The organism is Kitasatospora sp. NPDC022856 (assembly GCF_055561235.1).
Genome location: NZ_JBVHHE010000034.1, coordinates 1 through 14,564, shown reverse-complemented (window position 1 = coordinate 14,564; position 14,564 = coordinate 1). Strand labels below are relative to the sequence as shown.

Sequence of the window (14,564 nt, the reverse complement as noted above, 5' to 3'; positions counted from 1 at the left end):
GGCGGTGCCGCCTCACCCGCGGCGGACGGACCCCTCCGGGGCGGCGGCGTCCGCGCCCGCCGGGTCGAGCAGCTCCGCGAGGCGGCGGGCGGAGGCCTCCCAGGACCACTGCGCCCGGACCCAGCGCCGTCCCGCCGCCCCCATCCGGGCGCGGTCGGCCGCCGGGGCGCCGAGGATGCGGGTGACCGCGTCCGCGACGGCGGCCGGACTCCGGCCGTCGACGACGGCGCCGGTGACCCCGTCGAGGACGGCGTCGGGCGCGCCGCCGGACCGGCCGGCGACCACCGGCAGCCCGGCGGCCGCCGCCTCCAGGAAGACGATGCCCAGGCCCTCCGCCTCCAGACCGGCCCGCCGGGTGCGGCACGGCATCGCGAAGACGTCCGCCGCCGCGTAGTAGGCGGGTGTCGCCGCGTGCTCCCGGCCGCCGGCGAAGACCACCGAGCCGGGCTCGGTGTGGTGCCGGGCGAGGGCGCGCAGCCGCCGTTCGTCCGGGCCCCGGCCGACCAGGACCAGGACGGCCCCCGGCACCGTCCGCCGGATCAGCGGGAGGGCCCGGATCAGGGCGTCCTGACCCTTGCGGGGGACCAGCCGGGCCACGCAGAGGATCATCGGCGCGCCGGTGTCCGGGGCGCCCGCCGCGCCCGCGCCCGCCGGCCGGAAGCGCTCCGCGTCCACACCCGGCACGAGCCGTTCCAGCCGGGCCCGGGGCCCGAGCGCGGGGGCGATCCGCGCCCGGGTGTACTCGCCGAGGTAGGTGACCACGTCGACGTGGTCGCCGATCCGCCGGAGCAGTCGGCGGGCCCCGGGGGTGCGGGCCCACCAGATCTCGTGGCCGTGCGTGGTGGCGACCGTGCGGGCGATCCCGGGGGCCTGCCGCCGGAGCCCGGGCGTCATCGCGGCGAGCGGGGCGGCGGCGCCGAACCAGACCCGGTCGCACCCGTGCGCGCGGGCGATCTCGGCGGCCCGCCGGGTGACCCTGGCGGTCGGCAGCAGCGTCCGGGACCGGTCGCGGATCACCGGGAAGGGGAGGGCCGCGTCGTGAGCGGCGGCGCCGGGCTCGTCCGAGGTGAGGACGACGACCTCGTCGGCGGGCAGACGGGTGGCCAGGGCGTGGACGAAGGTTTCGATGCCGCCCTGCCGGGGCGGGAAGTCATTGGTGACGATGAGTGTGCCGGCCATGGGGTCGGTGCAACCTCGGTTCGGGGATCGGTGAGCGGATCGGTTCGGGGATCGGTGAGCGCGCCGGTGCGGGGAGCGGTGCGGGCCTGCGAGCGGGCCCAGAGGGTGAGCAGGAGCGGTAGCGCCAGGTAGCCGAACCGCCCGGCGGGTGCGAGCAGGAAGGCCACGCAGAGCCCGAGGGCGAGCCGGTCGGCGGCGCCGACGGCGTCCCGGGGCGGGTGCAGCACCAGCGAGGCGGCGACGGCCAGCCCGCCGAGCAGCAGCAGCGTCACCGCGGCGTACCAGCCGGCCGGGCCGAGGTCCGCGAGCAGCCGGCCGGGCAGCGGGCTGCCCGCCGGGGTGGGCAGCGGGCCGCGTCCGGTGGGGAAGGCGAACACCTGGTGGAACATCGGGCCGGGCGAGCGCAGCGCCCCCGGCAGGACGAGGACGGCCGTGCCCGCCAGCGCGACCACCGTGGCGCGCAGCGCCGCCCGCCGGCCGGCCGTGGCGGCGAGCAGGGCCGCGACTACCGCGACCGCGGGCCAGGCCGTCCACTTGAGCGCGCAGGCCGCGGCGAGCGCCAGCCCGGCGGCGCCGGGGCGGCCCCGGGCGGCCAGGGCGAGGGCCAGGCAGCAGAGGCCGGTCATCGGCAGGTCCACGCCGCTCACACAGAGCGGCAGCGCGACCAGCGGCGAGGCGGTGAGCGCCGCGAGCGCGGGCCGGTGCCGGCGGCCGGCCGCGAACAGGCAGCCCAGGAACGCGGCGGCGCACCAGAGCCGGGCGTCCCCGAGCAGTCGGGCCGGCCACTCCTGTGCGCCCAGCACCGCGCGGGGCAGCCCGAACAGCGCCATGCCGGGCAGGTACGGCGTGTACTCGGAGACCGTGTGCGGATCGGCCAGGTAGGGGGTGCCGTGCCGGAGCAGCAGTTCCGCGGACCGCTCGATGACGGCGACCTCGCTCTGCCCCTGACCGGTCAGCACCAGCCGCAGCAGCGGCAGGGCCAGGCCCCCGAGCAGGGCCACCGCCACGGACCAGGAGCGGGCCCGCCGCCCCGGCAGCACGAGTACGGCAACGGCCGCCGCCAGATAGCCCGTTGCGGCGATGGCGCCCCAACTGCGGTGCGGCCCGAGCCCGGAGACGAGCGGGAAGGCCGCCGCCCAGCCGGCTGCGGTCAGCCAGCCGGCGCACCACGGTGCCCGCCGGTCGAACCACCCGGCCCGGTAGGTGAGTTGGGTTCCCCCGGGGCGATGGTGGTCCCGGTCGCGGTGGTCGCGTCTGCCTCGGTGATTCAGCACCCCTTCATTCCAGCGGCGCAGTACGGCCGGGTCATGACGGCCAGGTCGAGACCTGGGGTCGGGTTTCCCCTACCTTCCTCGCCCGCCCACCTTCGCCCTGACGTTCGGTGACGTCGGAAACACGTTCGGTGGCGAAGCTCGCTATCGTGGTCCCGTGGTGAGGTCGTGGGATGCCGCGGTGGAGCGGGCGCAGGAGCGGTTGGCGGCGGTGCCCCGGCTGCGGACGGTGGACGGCGGGGACGGGCGGCGGTTCGAGCTCTGGGACGTGGCGTCCCGCGCCGAGGGCGAGCTGGGCGAGCGGGTGGACCCGGACGCCCTGACCCCGGAGGCCGAGCGCGGGCTGCGCGAGCGGCTCGGCGCGAGCGGCCGGGAGTGGCCCGACGGCGGGCTCTACCGCCGCCGCTACTGGGTGCACGGCCCGGACGGCCGGGACGGTCCGCCGGTCGGCACGGTGGCGGTCGACAACTGGACCAGGGGACCGGGCCAACTGGCCGTCTCCTCGCTCTACCTGCGCCCCGGCGCGCGCGGCCGCGGCCACGCCGCCGCCGTGCTCGACGAGGTGTACCGGGCGGCCGCGGCCGAGGGGATGCCCGGCTACCGCCTGGACGCGCACTGGACCTGGCAGCACGCCGTCCGCTACTACCTGCGGCGCGGACTCTGGGTGGTCTCCTGGAAGCACGCCCTCGGCCTCGCCCGGATGCCGCAGCTGCCGGCCTACCGGGTGCGGGAGGAGGACGACCGGCTGCTCCTGCTGGTCTCCGACGCCCGCCACGGCTGGGTGCCGCTGCTCGCCGCCGGGCGGGAGGGCCGGTGGCTGCGCCTGGACGAGACGGCCGCCTACCGGCAGAGCGACGGGTGGGTGCACGACTTCGCCCGCTCGACGCTCGCCCTGCACCTCGCGCTGGCGGGCCGGCCGCTGGTGCGCGGTCCGCAGTGGTGGGCGGAGGCCTGGCGCTGGTCCGACACCGGCGAGCCGGAGGGCCTCGCGTACAAGATCGAGCACTTCGAGCGGCTCGCGCGGGACGCCGGCCGGCGCGTCGTCTCCCCCTACCGGCCGGAGGGTGCCGGGCCGGAGCGGCCGGTCCTGCGGGAGTCGGACCGGGCCCCGCAGCTGCCCGGCCCGGCCGGCCGGCTGCCGAGCACCGCCCCGCAGGGGCCGTGACGGCGCCGCCACCACCGTTCGCGGACGGCCGCGCACACCCGCGGCCGGACGGCTGGGAGACTCGGGGGATGGCTGAGATCGAGATCGACGGCGCGCCTGCCGACCCCGGGCAGCTCGCCGCCCTGGGGCTGCTGAACTACGGGCACTTCACCACCCTGCGGGTGGAGTCCGGCCGGGTGCGCGGACTGGCCCTGCACCTGGACCGCCTGGTCCGGGACTGCCGGACGGTGTTCGGCGCCCAGCTGGACCGGGAGCTGGTCCGGCAGCGGATCCGCCGGGTGCTCCCGGCGGACGGCGCTCCGGTGATCGTCCGGGTCACCGTGTTCGATCCGGCGCTCGGGCTGGAGCGCCCGGCCGCGCCCGCCCTGCCCCGGCTGCTGGTGACCACCCGCCCGGCCCCGGCCGCGGCCCCCGGTCCGCTGCGGGTGCGCACCGCCGCGTACCGGCGCGAGCTGCCCGAAGTGAAGCACGTCGGCCTGTTCGGTCTGGTCGGGCTGCGCCGGCAGGCCCAACTCGACGGCTACGACGATGCCTTGCTGACCGGGGAGGACGGCCGGATCACCGAGGGGGCCACCTGGAACGTCGGTTTCCACGACGGCCGGCAGGTGGTCTGGCCGGAGGGCCCCGCGCTGCCCGGCGTCACCGCCGCGCTGCTCGCCGCCGCGCACCCCGGCCCGCAGCGGTGCGAGCGCGTCGACCCGGCCGGCCTGGACCGGTTCGTGGCGGCCTTCGCGGTCAACGCGGGTGTCGGCGTCCGGCCGATCGCCGCGATCGACGGGACGGCGTTCGACCCCGCCCACCCCGTACTCGCGCCGCTGTGCGCGGCGTACCGGCGGATCGAGGGCGACTCGCTCTGAGCCGGGCCCCACCGGTCCGGTCCGCAGCGCTCCTCCGGTCCCGAGAGCCCCGAAAGAACTCCGGGGCTCCGGGCCGGGGGGCAAGGCGGGGGGAACGGGGTGGGGATAACCCCCCGGTCCGTCCGCCAGCGGCCTCCATGGTTCGGAGCACCCGCCCTTCCTAGGCTGGAACACGTCGACGACCAGCGACGATTCCCGAAGGAAGGCCCCTCCATGGCACGCCGCCAGCACCCCCAGACCGAGCCGTACGGCCGCCCCGGCGCCCACGCAGCGATCGAGCTGCGGGCGGTACGGCGCAGCTACGGCCGCGGCGGCGACGTCGTGCACGCCCTGCGCGGGATCGACCTGTCGCTGGACCGGGGCAGCTTCACCGCGGTGATGGGGCCGTCCGGCTCCGGCAAGAGCACCTTCCTGCAGTGCGCGGCCGGCCTGGACCGCCCGGACGGCGGCGAGGTCTACCTCGGGGGCGAGGAGATCACCCGGCTGAGCGAGAACCGGCTCACCAAGCTGCGCCGCAGCCGGATCGGCTTCATCTTCCAGTCCTTCAACCTGCTGCCCTCGCTGACGGTCCAGCAGAACGTGCTGCTCCCGCAGCGCCTCGCCGGTGAGCGCCAGGACCGTGCCCGGGCGCGGGAGTTGCTCGCCCAGGTCGGTCTCGGCGAGCACGCCGGCCGGCGGCCCGGCCAGCTCTCCGGCGGCCAGCAGCAGCGGGTGGCGATCGCCCGCGCGCTGATCACCGACCCGGACGTGGTCTTCGCCGACGAGCCGACCGGCGCGCTGGACACCCGCACCGCGCACGAGGTGCTCGGCCTGCTGCGCCGCGCCGTGGACACCATGGGCGCGACCGTGGTCATGGTCACCCACGACCCGGTGGCGGCCTCCTTCGCGGACCGCGCCGTGTTCCTCGCCGACGGCGCGTTCGCCGGCGAGCTGTACCACCCGGACCCGAACGCCGTCGCCGACCGCATGGTCACGCTGGCGGCGCGCCCGGTCGGAGCGGCGGCATGAGCAACGGACTCGCGCGCGCCTCGGTGCGCTTCCGGCCGGCCTCCTTCGTCGGCACCTTCCTGGCCCTGCTGCTCGGCGCGGCCATCGTGACGGCCTGCGGCACGCTGCTGCAGACCGGCCTCACCGCGAGCGTGCCGCCGAGCCGCTACGCCGCCGCCCCGGTGCTGGTCGCGCCGGACGCGGCCGTCGAGATCACCGTCAAGACCGGCGGGGACGAGGACGTCGAGAGCCTGCCCGTCCCCGAGCGGGCCCGGGTCGACGCGGCGCTGGCCGGGCGGATCGCGGCCCAGCCCGGTGTCGCGGCCGCCCGGCCGGACACCGCCTTCCCGATCCCGGCCGGCTCCGCCCCCGGCGTGCCCGGTCTGACCGGCCGGGGCATCGCCGCCCTCGGCATCGCCGGAGCGGGCGAGAAGCTGGTCGAGGGCCGTGCGCCCGGCGCGGGCGAGGTCGTCCTGGACGTCGACACCGCGCACGCCGCCCACCTCGCGCCGGGCGCCACCCTCGCGCTGACCGGGCCCGGTGGCGCCGGCAGCTACCGGATCTCCGGCCTCGCCGCCTCCCCGGGGGCGGGCCCGCAGCAGCCGGCCGCCACCGCGTGGTTCGCCGACCAGGTCGCCGACCGGATCTCCGGCCACCCGGGCCGGGTCGACGCGATCGCCGTCGTCCCCCGCGACGGCGTCACGGCCAAGACCCTCGCCGCCCAGGTCCGCCAGGCCGTCGGCGGCGACGCCGAGGTGCTCACCGGCGACGCCCGCGGCGCCGTCGAGCAGCCGCTGCTCGCCGAGAGCCGGACCATGCTCACCGCCCTCGGCGGCTCCTTCGGCGGCATCGCCACCATGACCGCGGTGTTCGTCGTGATGAGCACCGTCGCCCTGGCGACCGGCCAGCGGGCCCGGGAGTTCGCCCTGCTGCGCGCCATCGGCGCCACCCCGCGCCAGATCCGCCGCACCATCGCCACCGAGGCGGTGCTGGTGGCACCGATCGCCGGCGCCCTCGGCATCCTCCCCGGCCTCGCGCTGGCCCGCTGGTGGTTCGGCGAGCTGGCCGACCGCGGCGCCGTCCCGGCGGCCGTGTCGCTGGACGTCGGCCCGATCCCGATGCTCGCCGCCGTGGCGACCTGCACGATCGCCGCGCTGACCGCCGGCTTCTTCGCCTCCCGCCGCCCGTCCCGGCTGCGGCCCAGCCAGGCCCTCGGCGCGGCGGCGGTCGAGGCCGGCCGCCCCGGCACGGTCCGGACCGTGGTCGGGCTGCTCTTCGCCGCCGGGGGTGTCTCGCTCGCCGCCGTCGCGGCCGGCCTGGACGGCTCGAAGGCCGCCAACACCGCCCTGGGCGTGGTGATGTGCTTCCTGATGGCCGTCGCCCTGCTCGGTCCCTGGGTGGCCGGGGTCGCCGCCGGGGTGTTCGGTCTCCCGCTGCGGGCCGGGGCCGGCGCGCCCGGTTCGCTCGCCGTCGACAACACCCGGGCCAACGCCCGCCGGCTGGCCTCCGCGATCACGCCGATCGTCATGGTCACCGCCTTCTGCGGCACCCTGCTCTTCATGCAGAGCACCATCACCCACGTCACCGGTGAGCAGGTGCGCACCGGCATCACCGCCGACCACGTGGTCGGCTCGACCGGCCCCGGCCTGCCCGCCGGCAGCGCCGACCGCGCCGCCAAGGTGCCCGGCGTGGACGCCGCCGTCGGCGTGCTGCGCACCAGCACGGTGTACCGCGACGGCAGCATGCTCGGCGCCGCCAACACGCTCGGCATCAGCGGCGACCCGGCGAAGCTCCCCGCGGTGCTCGACCTCGGGGTGAAGAGCGGCTCGCTGGCCGAGCTCGCCCGTTCGGCCGACACCGTCGCCCTGGACGCCGGTCTGGCCGACGCCCTCGGCGTCACGGTCGGCGACCGCGCCCCGCTCTGGCTCGGTGACGGCACCCCGGTCAAGCCCACCGTGGTCGCCACCTACGAGCGCGGCCTCGGCTTCGGCCAGGTGCTGATGCCCCGGGCGGCCGTCGCGGAGCACGTCACCGCCGGCTACGACAGCCAGCTGCTGGTCGCGGACGCCTCCGGTGCCGACCGGGCCGCCGTCGCCGCCGCGCTGGGCAACCTCTCCGGCCCCGGTGCGACCACCGTCGCCGACCGGGCCGGCTTCGTCGCCCAGGCCGACAAGGCCCAGGAGATCGGTGCCTGGGCGAACGCCGTGATGGCCGGTGTGCTGGGCGGCTTCGCCGCCGTCACCGCCGCCAACACCCTGGCGATGACGGTGCTGGACCGCCGTCGGGAGGTGGCGCTGCTCCGCCTGGCCGGGACGACCCGCCGTCAGGTGCGCGGCATGATGCGCTGGGAGGCGCTGCTGGTCGCCGCGACCGGGCTGGCGGTCGGTGCGGTGATCGCCTGGGTCACCCTGCTGCCGATCACCCGGGGCATCACCGGCTCGGCGCCGCACATCCCGGTCGGCCTCGCGCTGCCGCTGGCCGCCGGAGCGGTGCTGCTCTGCCTCGGCTCGACCGGCCTGCCGGCCCGCCTCCTGCTGCGGGCCCACCCGGTGGCGGCGGGCGGGGGCCGGCAGTAGCGCGGACCCCTGGGGGATCCTGACGGCGGGACGGGCGGTGCGCGAGGGTGGCGCACCGCCCGTTCGGATGGGCCGGGGAGTGGGGTGTGGGCCTCGGGGTGGCCTCGGGGTGGCGGGACGGGCGGTGCGCGCGGGTGGCGTACCGCCCGTTCGGGTGAGGGCTCCGGCCCAGGCGGGCGCAACGGGGTGGTGATCGACCTGCCCCCGGTTCGGCGCCACGGATCCGGGAGCCCGGTCGGTTACGGTGTCGGCCGCGCCGTCCGGGGCCGAGCCGCCTCCGGGGGCGTTTCCCGTTCCCCCCTCCGCCAGGCCCGCCGGGCCGCTTCCCGTACCCGTTCCGCACCGGTTCCGCAGCCGTTCCCTCCGCAGCCGTTCCCTCCGTCGTTCCGCAGCCCCTTCGCATCCTTCCGCACCGGTTCCCGCCTCACGGCCGAGCAGAGAGAAGCCCACCCATGAGCAGTCCTCCCGTGGCCCCCGCGCCCCGTCGGCCGCTGATCCTGCTGCGGGCGAGCGCCACCGCGCTGGCCGCGCTGGCCGTCCTGCAGACCGTGCTGGCCGGCAGCTACCTCAACGGCCACTACGAGTCGCTCGCGCTGCACGAGGCCGCCGCGCGGGCGGTGCTCGTCGCGGCGTGCTGCCAGCTCGTGGCCGGGGCGCTGGTCCGGCGGCCCGGCCGTGACCGGCGCGGCCCGCGCGGGCCGTTGTGGCTCTCGGTGCTCCTGGTGGCGACGGTGACCCTGCAGACCGCCGTCGGCTACAACCGCGCGATCGGGGTGCACGTGGTGCTCGGTGTGCTGCTGGTCGGCGGCATCCTGGCCGGCCTGGCCGGCGCCTGGCGGCTGCCGCTGCCGGCCCGCGCCGGCGCCACCGCGGCCGACCCCGAGGGCGCCGGCCGGCTGCCCCGCCCGGGCGGACCGGTGGAGGTCGCCCAGTGAACCGCCGCCGCTTCCTGGGCATCGGCGCAGCCGTGGTCGGCACCGGCGGGATCGGGGCCTTCGCCCTCCCCTCGGCCACCCGGCTGCTGGCCGAGGCCCGGCCGGGCCGGCTGCTGCTCAGCGCGATGGAGCCGCCCGCCCCGTTCCAGGTGCCGCTCCCGGTGCCGCCCGTACTGAAACCGGTCCGTACCGACGGCACCACCGACTACTACGAGATCACCCAGCGGAGCGCGCGGCTGGAGATCCTGCCCGGCCTGCGGACCGAGGCCTGGACGTACGGCGGCAGCTTCCCCGGCCCGACCTTCGCCGTGCGGGCCGGGCGACAGAGCGTGGTCCGCCACCGCAACGAGCTGCCGGTGCCCTCGGTGGTCCACCTGCACGGCGGCCACACCCCGGCGGACAGCGACGGCTACCCGACCGACCTGCTGCTGCCGGTCGGGGCCGGCGGTGCCCGGGGCGCCCAGGACATGGCCGGGATGGCGGGCATGCCGGGGATGGAGCACCACCCGGCCGACCCGGCCGCCGCCCGGACCGCCGACGGCGAGCGCACCTACACCTATCCGAACCACCAGCGCGCGGCCACGCTCTGGTACCACGACCACCGGATGGGCTTCACCGGCCCCGCCGTCTGGCGCGGCCTGGCCGGCTTCCACCTCGTCCACGACGACGAGGAGGACGCGCTGCCGCTGCCGCGCGGCGAACGCGACGTCCCGCTGATGCTCGCCGACCGCTCCTTCGCCGAGGACGGCTCCTTCCAGTACCCGGCCACCGATGCCGCGCTGGCCGTCCCCGGCGTCACCGACGACTACATGAACGGCGTCCTCGGCGACGTCATCCTGGTCAACGGCGCCCCCTGGCCCCGGCTCGCGGTGGACCGCGCCCGCTACCGGCTGCGCGTGCTGAACGCCTCCAACGCCCGCCTCTACCGCCTCGAACTCGATCCGCAGCCCTCCGGCGGCGACGCGCTGGTGCAGATCGGCGGCGACGGCGGCCTGCTGGAGGCCCCGCTGGCGCACGACGCGCTGGAGATCGCCCCGGCCGAACGCTTCGACCTGGTGGTCGACTTCGCCCGCTACCCGCCGGGGACGTCGGTCCGCCTGATGAACCGGTTCGGCACCGACCGGGACGCCGAGGTGATGGTGTTCGACGTGTCCTCGCGGACCGTCACCGACGACTCGGCCGTGCCCGAGCGGCTCTGCACCCTCGAACGGCTCGATCCGGCCGCCGCCGTGACCACCCGGACCTTCGGCTTCCGCCGCAGCCGCAACGACGGCTGGACGATCAACAACCAGCCCTACCAGCCGGGCCGCTCGCTGGCCCGGCCCGCCCTCGGCACCGTCGAGAAGTGGCGCTTCTTCACCGACGTCCACCACCCCGTCCACCTGCACCTGGACCCCTTCCAGGTGCTCTCGCGCAACGGCGCCGAACCCGGCCGCTACGACGCGGGCTGGAAGGACACCGTGGACCTGCGGCCGGCCGAGTCGGTGGAGATCCTGGTCCGCTTCACGGACTACCCGGGGACGTACATGCTGCACTGCCACAACCTGGAGCACGAGGACATGGCGATGATGGCGGACTTCGTCGTGGAGTAGCGCCGGCCGGGCCGGTGGCCACCGCTCCGTCGCCTCACCCGTTCGGCCGCGCGCCGGCGGGCGGTCGCCCCGCCCGCCGGCGCCTCGACGTGCCGGGGCCCCGCGGTTGACCTAGCGTCGCGGGAGGGGCACCGGCCCTGCCGTCCGACCGAGGAGCGCGCGCATGACCAGTCCCGCCGAACGCCGCCGGCGCGGCCGGGCCGCCCGCGAACGGGTCTCGCGCTCGGCCCACGGCCGCTGGATCCCCGCGGCCGACCGGCCCGACCCGATCGCCGTGCTGGAGCGGCAGGGGGCGGACCGGGTCGCCGAGCTGCTGCCGATCCGCTACGGCCGGATGGCCGATTCGGCCTTCGCCTTCCTGCGCGGCGCGGCCGCCGTGCTGGCCGCCGACCTCGCGGCCGTCCCCGACACCGGCATCACCGTCCAGCTCTGCGGTGACGCCCACCTGGCGAACTTCGGCATGTACGCCTCGCCGGAGCGGGCGCTGCTCTTCGGCCTGAACGACTTCGACGAGACCTACCCCGGCCCGTTCGAGTGGGACGTCAAACGGCTCGCCGCGAGCGCCGCCGTCGCGGCCCGCGACAACGGCAACGACGAGGCGCACGTCCGCCGCGCCGCGCTGACCGCCGCGCTCGGCTACGCCACCGCGATGCGGCGGCTGGCGGCGATGGGCGAACTCGACGTCTGGTACGCCCGGATCGACACCGAGGACCTCCTCCCGCTGATCAGCAGGTCCAAGCGCCGCAAGCGGGTCGAGGCCGGTATGGCGCACGCCCGGCGCCGCACCAGCCTGCAGGCCTTCGGCAAGCTCACCGAGGAACGGGACGGCCAGCGCCACATCATCAGCGAGCCGCCGCTGATCCAGCCTCTGACGAAGAACGAGTTCGGTGCCGTCGGGCAGATCTTCAGCGACTACCGGGCCACCCTCAGCGAGGACCGCCGCGTCCTGCTCGACCGGTTCCAGTTCGTCGACGCGGCGCGCAAGGTGGTCGGCGTCGGCAGTGTCGGGACCCGCTGCTACATCATCCTGCTGGAGGGGCGCGACGCCCGGGACCCGCTCTTCCTCCAGGTCAAGGAGGCCACCCGGTCGGTCCTGGAGGACCACCTGCCCGCAGGCAGCCGGGTCGACGCCGAGGTGACCGGTACCCACGGCGGCCGCCGGGTGGTGGTCGGCCAGCACCTGATGCAGGCCGTCAGCGACATCTTCCTCGGCTGGACCACCGGCCCGGCCGGCCGCCACTTCTACGGGCGCCAACTGCGGGACATGAAGGGTTCGGTGGAGATCGCCGACATGACGAGGTCCGGTCTGCGGGACTACGCGGACCTCTGCGGCCGCGCGCTGGCCCGCGCCCACGCCCGCTCCGGCGACCGGCTCGCCATCGCCGGCTACCTGGGCTCGTCGGACACCTTCGCGGAGGCGATCGCCGACTTCGCCGTCAGTTACGCCGACCGGACCGAGGCCGACCACGCCGCCCTGCTGTCCGCGATCGACGACCGGGTGATCACGGCGAAGCGGGGGATCTGACCCGGGCCGCCCGGTCCTCCAGGCAGGACTGTCAAGCCAGTTCGGGCAGCGGTGCGGCGAGCCGTCGCAGTTGGTCGCGCTGGTCGGCGAGGTCGAGCGCGCCCGGGTGGACGACGACGACATGGCGGGCCTCGCGTCCCGGTACCGGGCGAGGGCGGCCACGGCGTCCTCCGGCGTGCCGGTCACGAGCGCCTGGATCCGCTCCGACTCCTCCAGCGGCAGGCCGTAGTCGGCCCGTTCGTAGGCGTCGGGCGCCAGGCGGCCGGCGGCCACGTCCTCGTCCACGCGGACCGAGACGAAGAGGGCGGGGGTGATCGCGTCCGGGTCACGGCCCGCCCCGGCCGCCGCCTTCCGCACGTCCAGCAGCCCGGACCGGTAGTCGGCGGGGTCCGGCGGGTACGGCAGCCGGCCGTCGTAGCACCGCCCGGTGCGGGCGAGGGCCGCCGCAGTGGGCGCAGGCGGCCGGGCGACGGGGTCGGGCGCCACCCGGTCGGCGGGGGTGCGGACCCCGCCGGTCGACGGGTTGGCGGGGGACTGAGGCCCGTCGAAGGTCGGGGTCGGCGCGTCCCTGTGGCGTCAACTCGCCTCTTCAGCTGATGAGTTGAGGGTCCGTCCTGGTGTCGGTGGGGCATGTGCATGACTTCGACAAGATGATTCCTCGTCAGTAACATGACGGCGCGGCCGTGCGAGCCGCCTCCCTGCCTCCACTGATCACGGGCGGTCGTGTCCTCGTCCGCCGCTCCGAAAGAGTCCTGTTGAAGAGTTCCCTCGGCATGGCGGTCCGCCCTGCCCTCGTCTCACTGGTGCTGCTCGGTGTCGCCGCGTGCGGGCCGACCTCGGGCGACCAGCCGGGCTCCCCGACGGCCGACGCGACCGGCGGTGCCCCGGTCGCCGCCTCGGCCTCCGGTGCCGGCCACCCGGTCGCCGCCGTCACCCCGACCGGTTCGCCGCAGGCCCGGGCCGCCACCCCGGCCGGCGCGCCCACCGCCTCCGGGCGTCCCGCCGCCGCCACCCTGCCGGTGGCGGCGGCGCAGCCGGGCGCGCAGCAGGCCGCCGTCGGCCTGCCCGGTGCGGACGGCACGGCCGTCTCCCCGGCGGCCCGGAACCTCCAGCTCACCGCGTACGACCCGGCCGCCGGTACGGCGGTCCTGGCTGCCGCGGCGCCGTCGGCACCCTCGGCGGGTCCGTCGGCGAGCCCGTCCGCCGGTTCGTCCGCGGGCCCGTCCGCGAGCCCGTTCGCGAGCCCCTCGCCGGGGTCGACGGCCGCGGTCGAGGCCGTCCGGCCCGGTCAGCTGATCGCCAGCCCACCGACGGCCGCCGCGCCGCAGGGCGCCCTGGTCGCCGTCACGGCCGTCCGTTCGGCGAGCGGCGGGTCGGTCTCCCTGGCGACCCGGCCCGCGACGCTGACCGAACTGCTCGGCGGGGCCGAGGCGGACGGCAAGGTGGCCGTCGACCCCCAGGCGATCAAGGTGACGCCCCTGGTCAAGGACGTCAAGGCGACCGTCGGCCGGGAGAACGGCGCCACCACGGCCGACGCGTCCGGCACGCTGGAGGTCGACGTCAAGGCGCCGATCCCGCTCCCGGAGGGGCTGAGCGCCGACGCCTCCGGCTCCCTCCAGCTCCACCCCGCCGTGCACTTCGCCTACCACGGTGCCGGCGTGGGCAGTCCGCGCACCGCGTCGATCGGCTTCGACCTGGGCGCCCACGCCCAGTGGAAGGTCACCGGTGACTTCGCCCGAGACACCGGCGCCGCACCGATCCGGGTGCCCTTCGCCAAGCTCCAGGCCAGCCCGGTCATCACGGTGGCCGGCCTGCCGGTCGTGGTGAACCTCGGGCTCACCTGCTACCTGGAGGTCAGCGCCGACGGCCAGGTCCACCTGGAGGCCGAACAGGAGGTCACCGGTACCTGGGCGGTGCACGCCGACTACGCCGGCGGGCGCGGCTGGACCTCGTCCACCGACGCCGCCGACACCAAGGTCTCCCCGATCCACGTGCGGCTGACCGGCAAGGCGGCCGCCCGGGCCGCGCTGGGCGCCGAGGTGAGCGTCGGCCTGTACGACACGGTCGGCGTCGAGGCCACCGTGGCCCCGTACCTGCGGGCCCGGGCCGACGGCTCGCTCACCGTGGACGTCCCGGGCGGCGCGCCCCGACTCCAGGGCAGCTGGGCACTGCTGGGCGGGGTCGACCTGAACGGCGCGCTGCTCGCCCATCTGAAGGTCTTCGGCACCCCGATCATCGAGGGCAAGCTCCCGCTGCCGCCGTTCCACCGCGAGTGGCCGCTGGTGTCCGGTGCGCTCCCCTCGCCGGCCCCGAAGGGCTGAGCCGTCGTCCGTACCGCGGACCCCGGGCCGAATCGGCCCGGGGTCCGCGGCGTGCGAGGGGTCAGACACCCCATGTCGTTAGAGGTCAAGCGGCATGGAGTTGGGCGTGGTGCGCCCAGGCGGTCGCTTCGCTGTAGTGGGTACGGGTTTTGAGGC

At 76.7% G+C, this 14,564-nt stretch carries 11 protein-coding genes; 9 read left to right on the top strand and 2 right to left on the bottom strand.

Features of this window, described 5'->3' with window-relative positions:
- Positions 1–12: 12 nt before the first annotated feature.
- Positions 13–1,107, bottom strand: coding sequence for a glycosyltransferase family 4 protein (locus tag ACZ34W_RS30875; protein WP_465608858.1), 1,095 nt, complete (start codon positions 1,105–1,107; stop codon positions 13–15).
- Positions 1,014–2,333, bottom strand: coding sequence for a hypothetical protein (locus ACZ34W_RS30870; RefSeq protein ID WP_465608856.1), 1,320 nt, complete (start codon positions 2,331–2,333; stop codon positions 1,014–1,016). The genes ACZ34W_RS30875 and ACZ34W_RS30870 overlap by 94 nt, the downstream gene beginning before the upstream one ends.
- A 274-nt stretch (positions 2,334–2,607) precedes the next feature.
- Between ACZ34W_RS30870 and ACZ34W_RS30865 the strand changes: the two genes are divergently transcribed.
- The 9 genes from ACZ34W_RS30865 (at position 2,608) to ACZ34W_RS30825 (ending at position 14,408) form a co-directional block, all read left to right on the top strand.
- The gene (locus tag ACZ34W_RS30865) at positions 2,608–3,615 is read left to right on the top strand and encodes a GNAT family N-acetyltransferase (protein ID WP_465608804.1); all 1,008 of its coding nucleotides are present in this window, start codon (positions 2,608–2,610) and stop codon (positions 3,613–3,615) included.
- Between the two features lie 68 nt (positions 3,616–3,683).
- Positions 3,684–4,472 carry an aminotransferase class IV gene (locus ACZ34W_RS30860; RefSeq protein ID WP_465608802.1) on the top strand — a complete coding sequence of 263 codons (789 nt, stop codon included), beginning with the start codon at positions 3,684–3,686 and terminating at the stop codon, positions 4,470–4,472.
- 213 nt (positions 4,473–4,685) lie between these two features.
- Positions 4,686–5,480 (top strand): ABC transporter ATP-binding protein, encoded by a 795-nt coding sequence (locus ACZ34W_RS30855; protein WP_329490323.1) that lies wholly within the window; start codon positions 4,686–4,688, stop codon positions 5,478–5,480.
- Entirely contained in the window at positions 5,477–8,035 is a 2,559-nt protein-coding gene (locus ACZ34W_RS30850) for an FtsX-like permease family protein (protein WP_465608800.1), read from the top strand. Before ACZ34W_RS30855 ends, ACZ34W_RS30850 begins: the two co-directional genes overlap by 4 nt.
- A 452-nt stretch (positions 8,036–8,487) precedes the next feature.
- On the top strand, positions 8,488–8,970 hold the full coding sequence (locus ACZ34W_RS30845) for a hypothetical protein (protein ID WP_465608798.1): 483 nt from the start codon (positions 8,488–8,490) through the stop codon (positions 8,968–8,970).
- A complete protein-coding gene (locus tag ACZ34W_RS30840) occupies positions 8,967–10,562 on the top strand; it encodes a multicopper oxidase family protein (RefSeq protein ID WP_465608796.1) in 1,596 nt (531 codons plus the stop codon). The genes ACZ34W_RS30845 and ACZ34W_RS30840 overlap by 4 nt, the downstream gene beginning before the upstream one ends.
- Positions 10,563–10,725: 163 nt before the next feature.
- Positions 10,726–12,087: a DUF2252 domain-containing protein gene (locus ACZ34W_RS30835; RefSeq protein WP_465608794.1), complete on the top strand. Its 1,362-nt coding sequence runs from the start codon at positions 10,726–10,728 to the stop codon at positions 12,085–12,087.
- A 70-nt stretch (positions 12,088–12,157) separates the two neighbouring features.
- The gene (locus tag ACZ34W_RS30830; protein ID WP_465608792.1) at positions 12,158–12,316 is read left to right on the top strand and encodes a hypothetical protein; all 159 of its coding nucleotides are present in this window, start codon (positions 12,158–12,160) and stop codon (positions 12,314–12,316) included.
- A 526-nt stretch (positions 12,317–12,842) separates the two neighbouring features.
- Complete coding sequence (locus ACZ34W_RS30825; protein ID WP_465608790.1) at positions 12,843–14,408, top strand: hypothetical protein; 1,566 nt, start codon at positions 12,843–12,845, stop codon at positions 14,406–14,408.
- The last annotated feature ends 156 nt before the right edge of the window (positions 14,409–14,564 follow it).

What these genes read in the sequence shown, in the direction of transcription:
- ACZ34W_RS30850 (WP_465608800.1), top strand. Translation starts at nt 5,477, where the DNA reads ATGAGCAACGGACTCGCGCGCGCCTCGGTGCGCTTCCGGCCGGCCTCC.
- ACZ34W_RS30855 (WP_329490323.1), top strand. Translation starts at nt 4,686, where the DNA reads ATGGCACGCCGCCAGCACCCCCAGACCGAGCCGTACGGCCGCCCCGGC.
- ACZ34W_RS30860 (WP_465608802.1), top strand. Translation starts at nt 3,684, where the DNA reads ATGGCTGAGATCGAGATCGACGGCGCGCCTGCCGACCCCGGGCAGCTC.
- ACZ34W_RS30845 (WP_465608798.1), top strand. Translation starts at nt 8,488, where the DNA reads ATGAGCAGTCCTCCCGTGGCCCCCGCGCCCCGTCGGCCGCTGATCCTG.
- ACZ34W_RS30835 (WP_465608794.1), top strand. Translation starts at nt 10,726, where the DNA reads ATGACCAGTCCCGCCGAACGCCGCCGGCGCGGCCGGGCCGCCCGCGAA.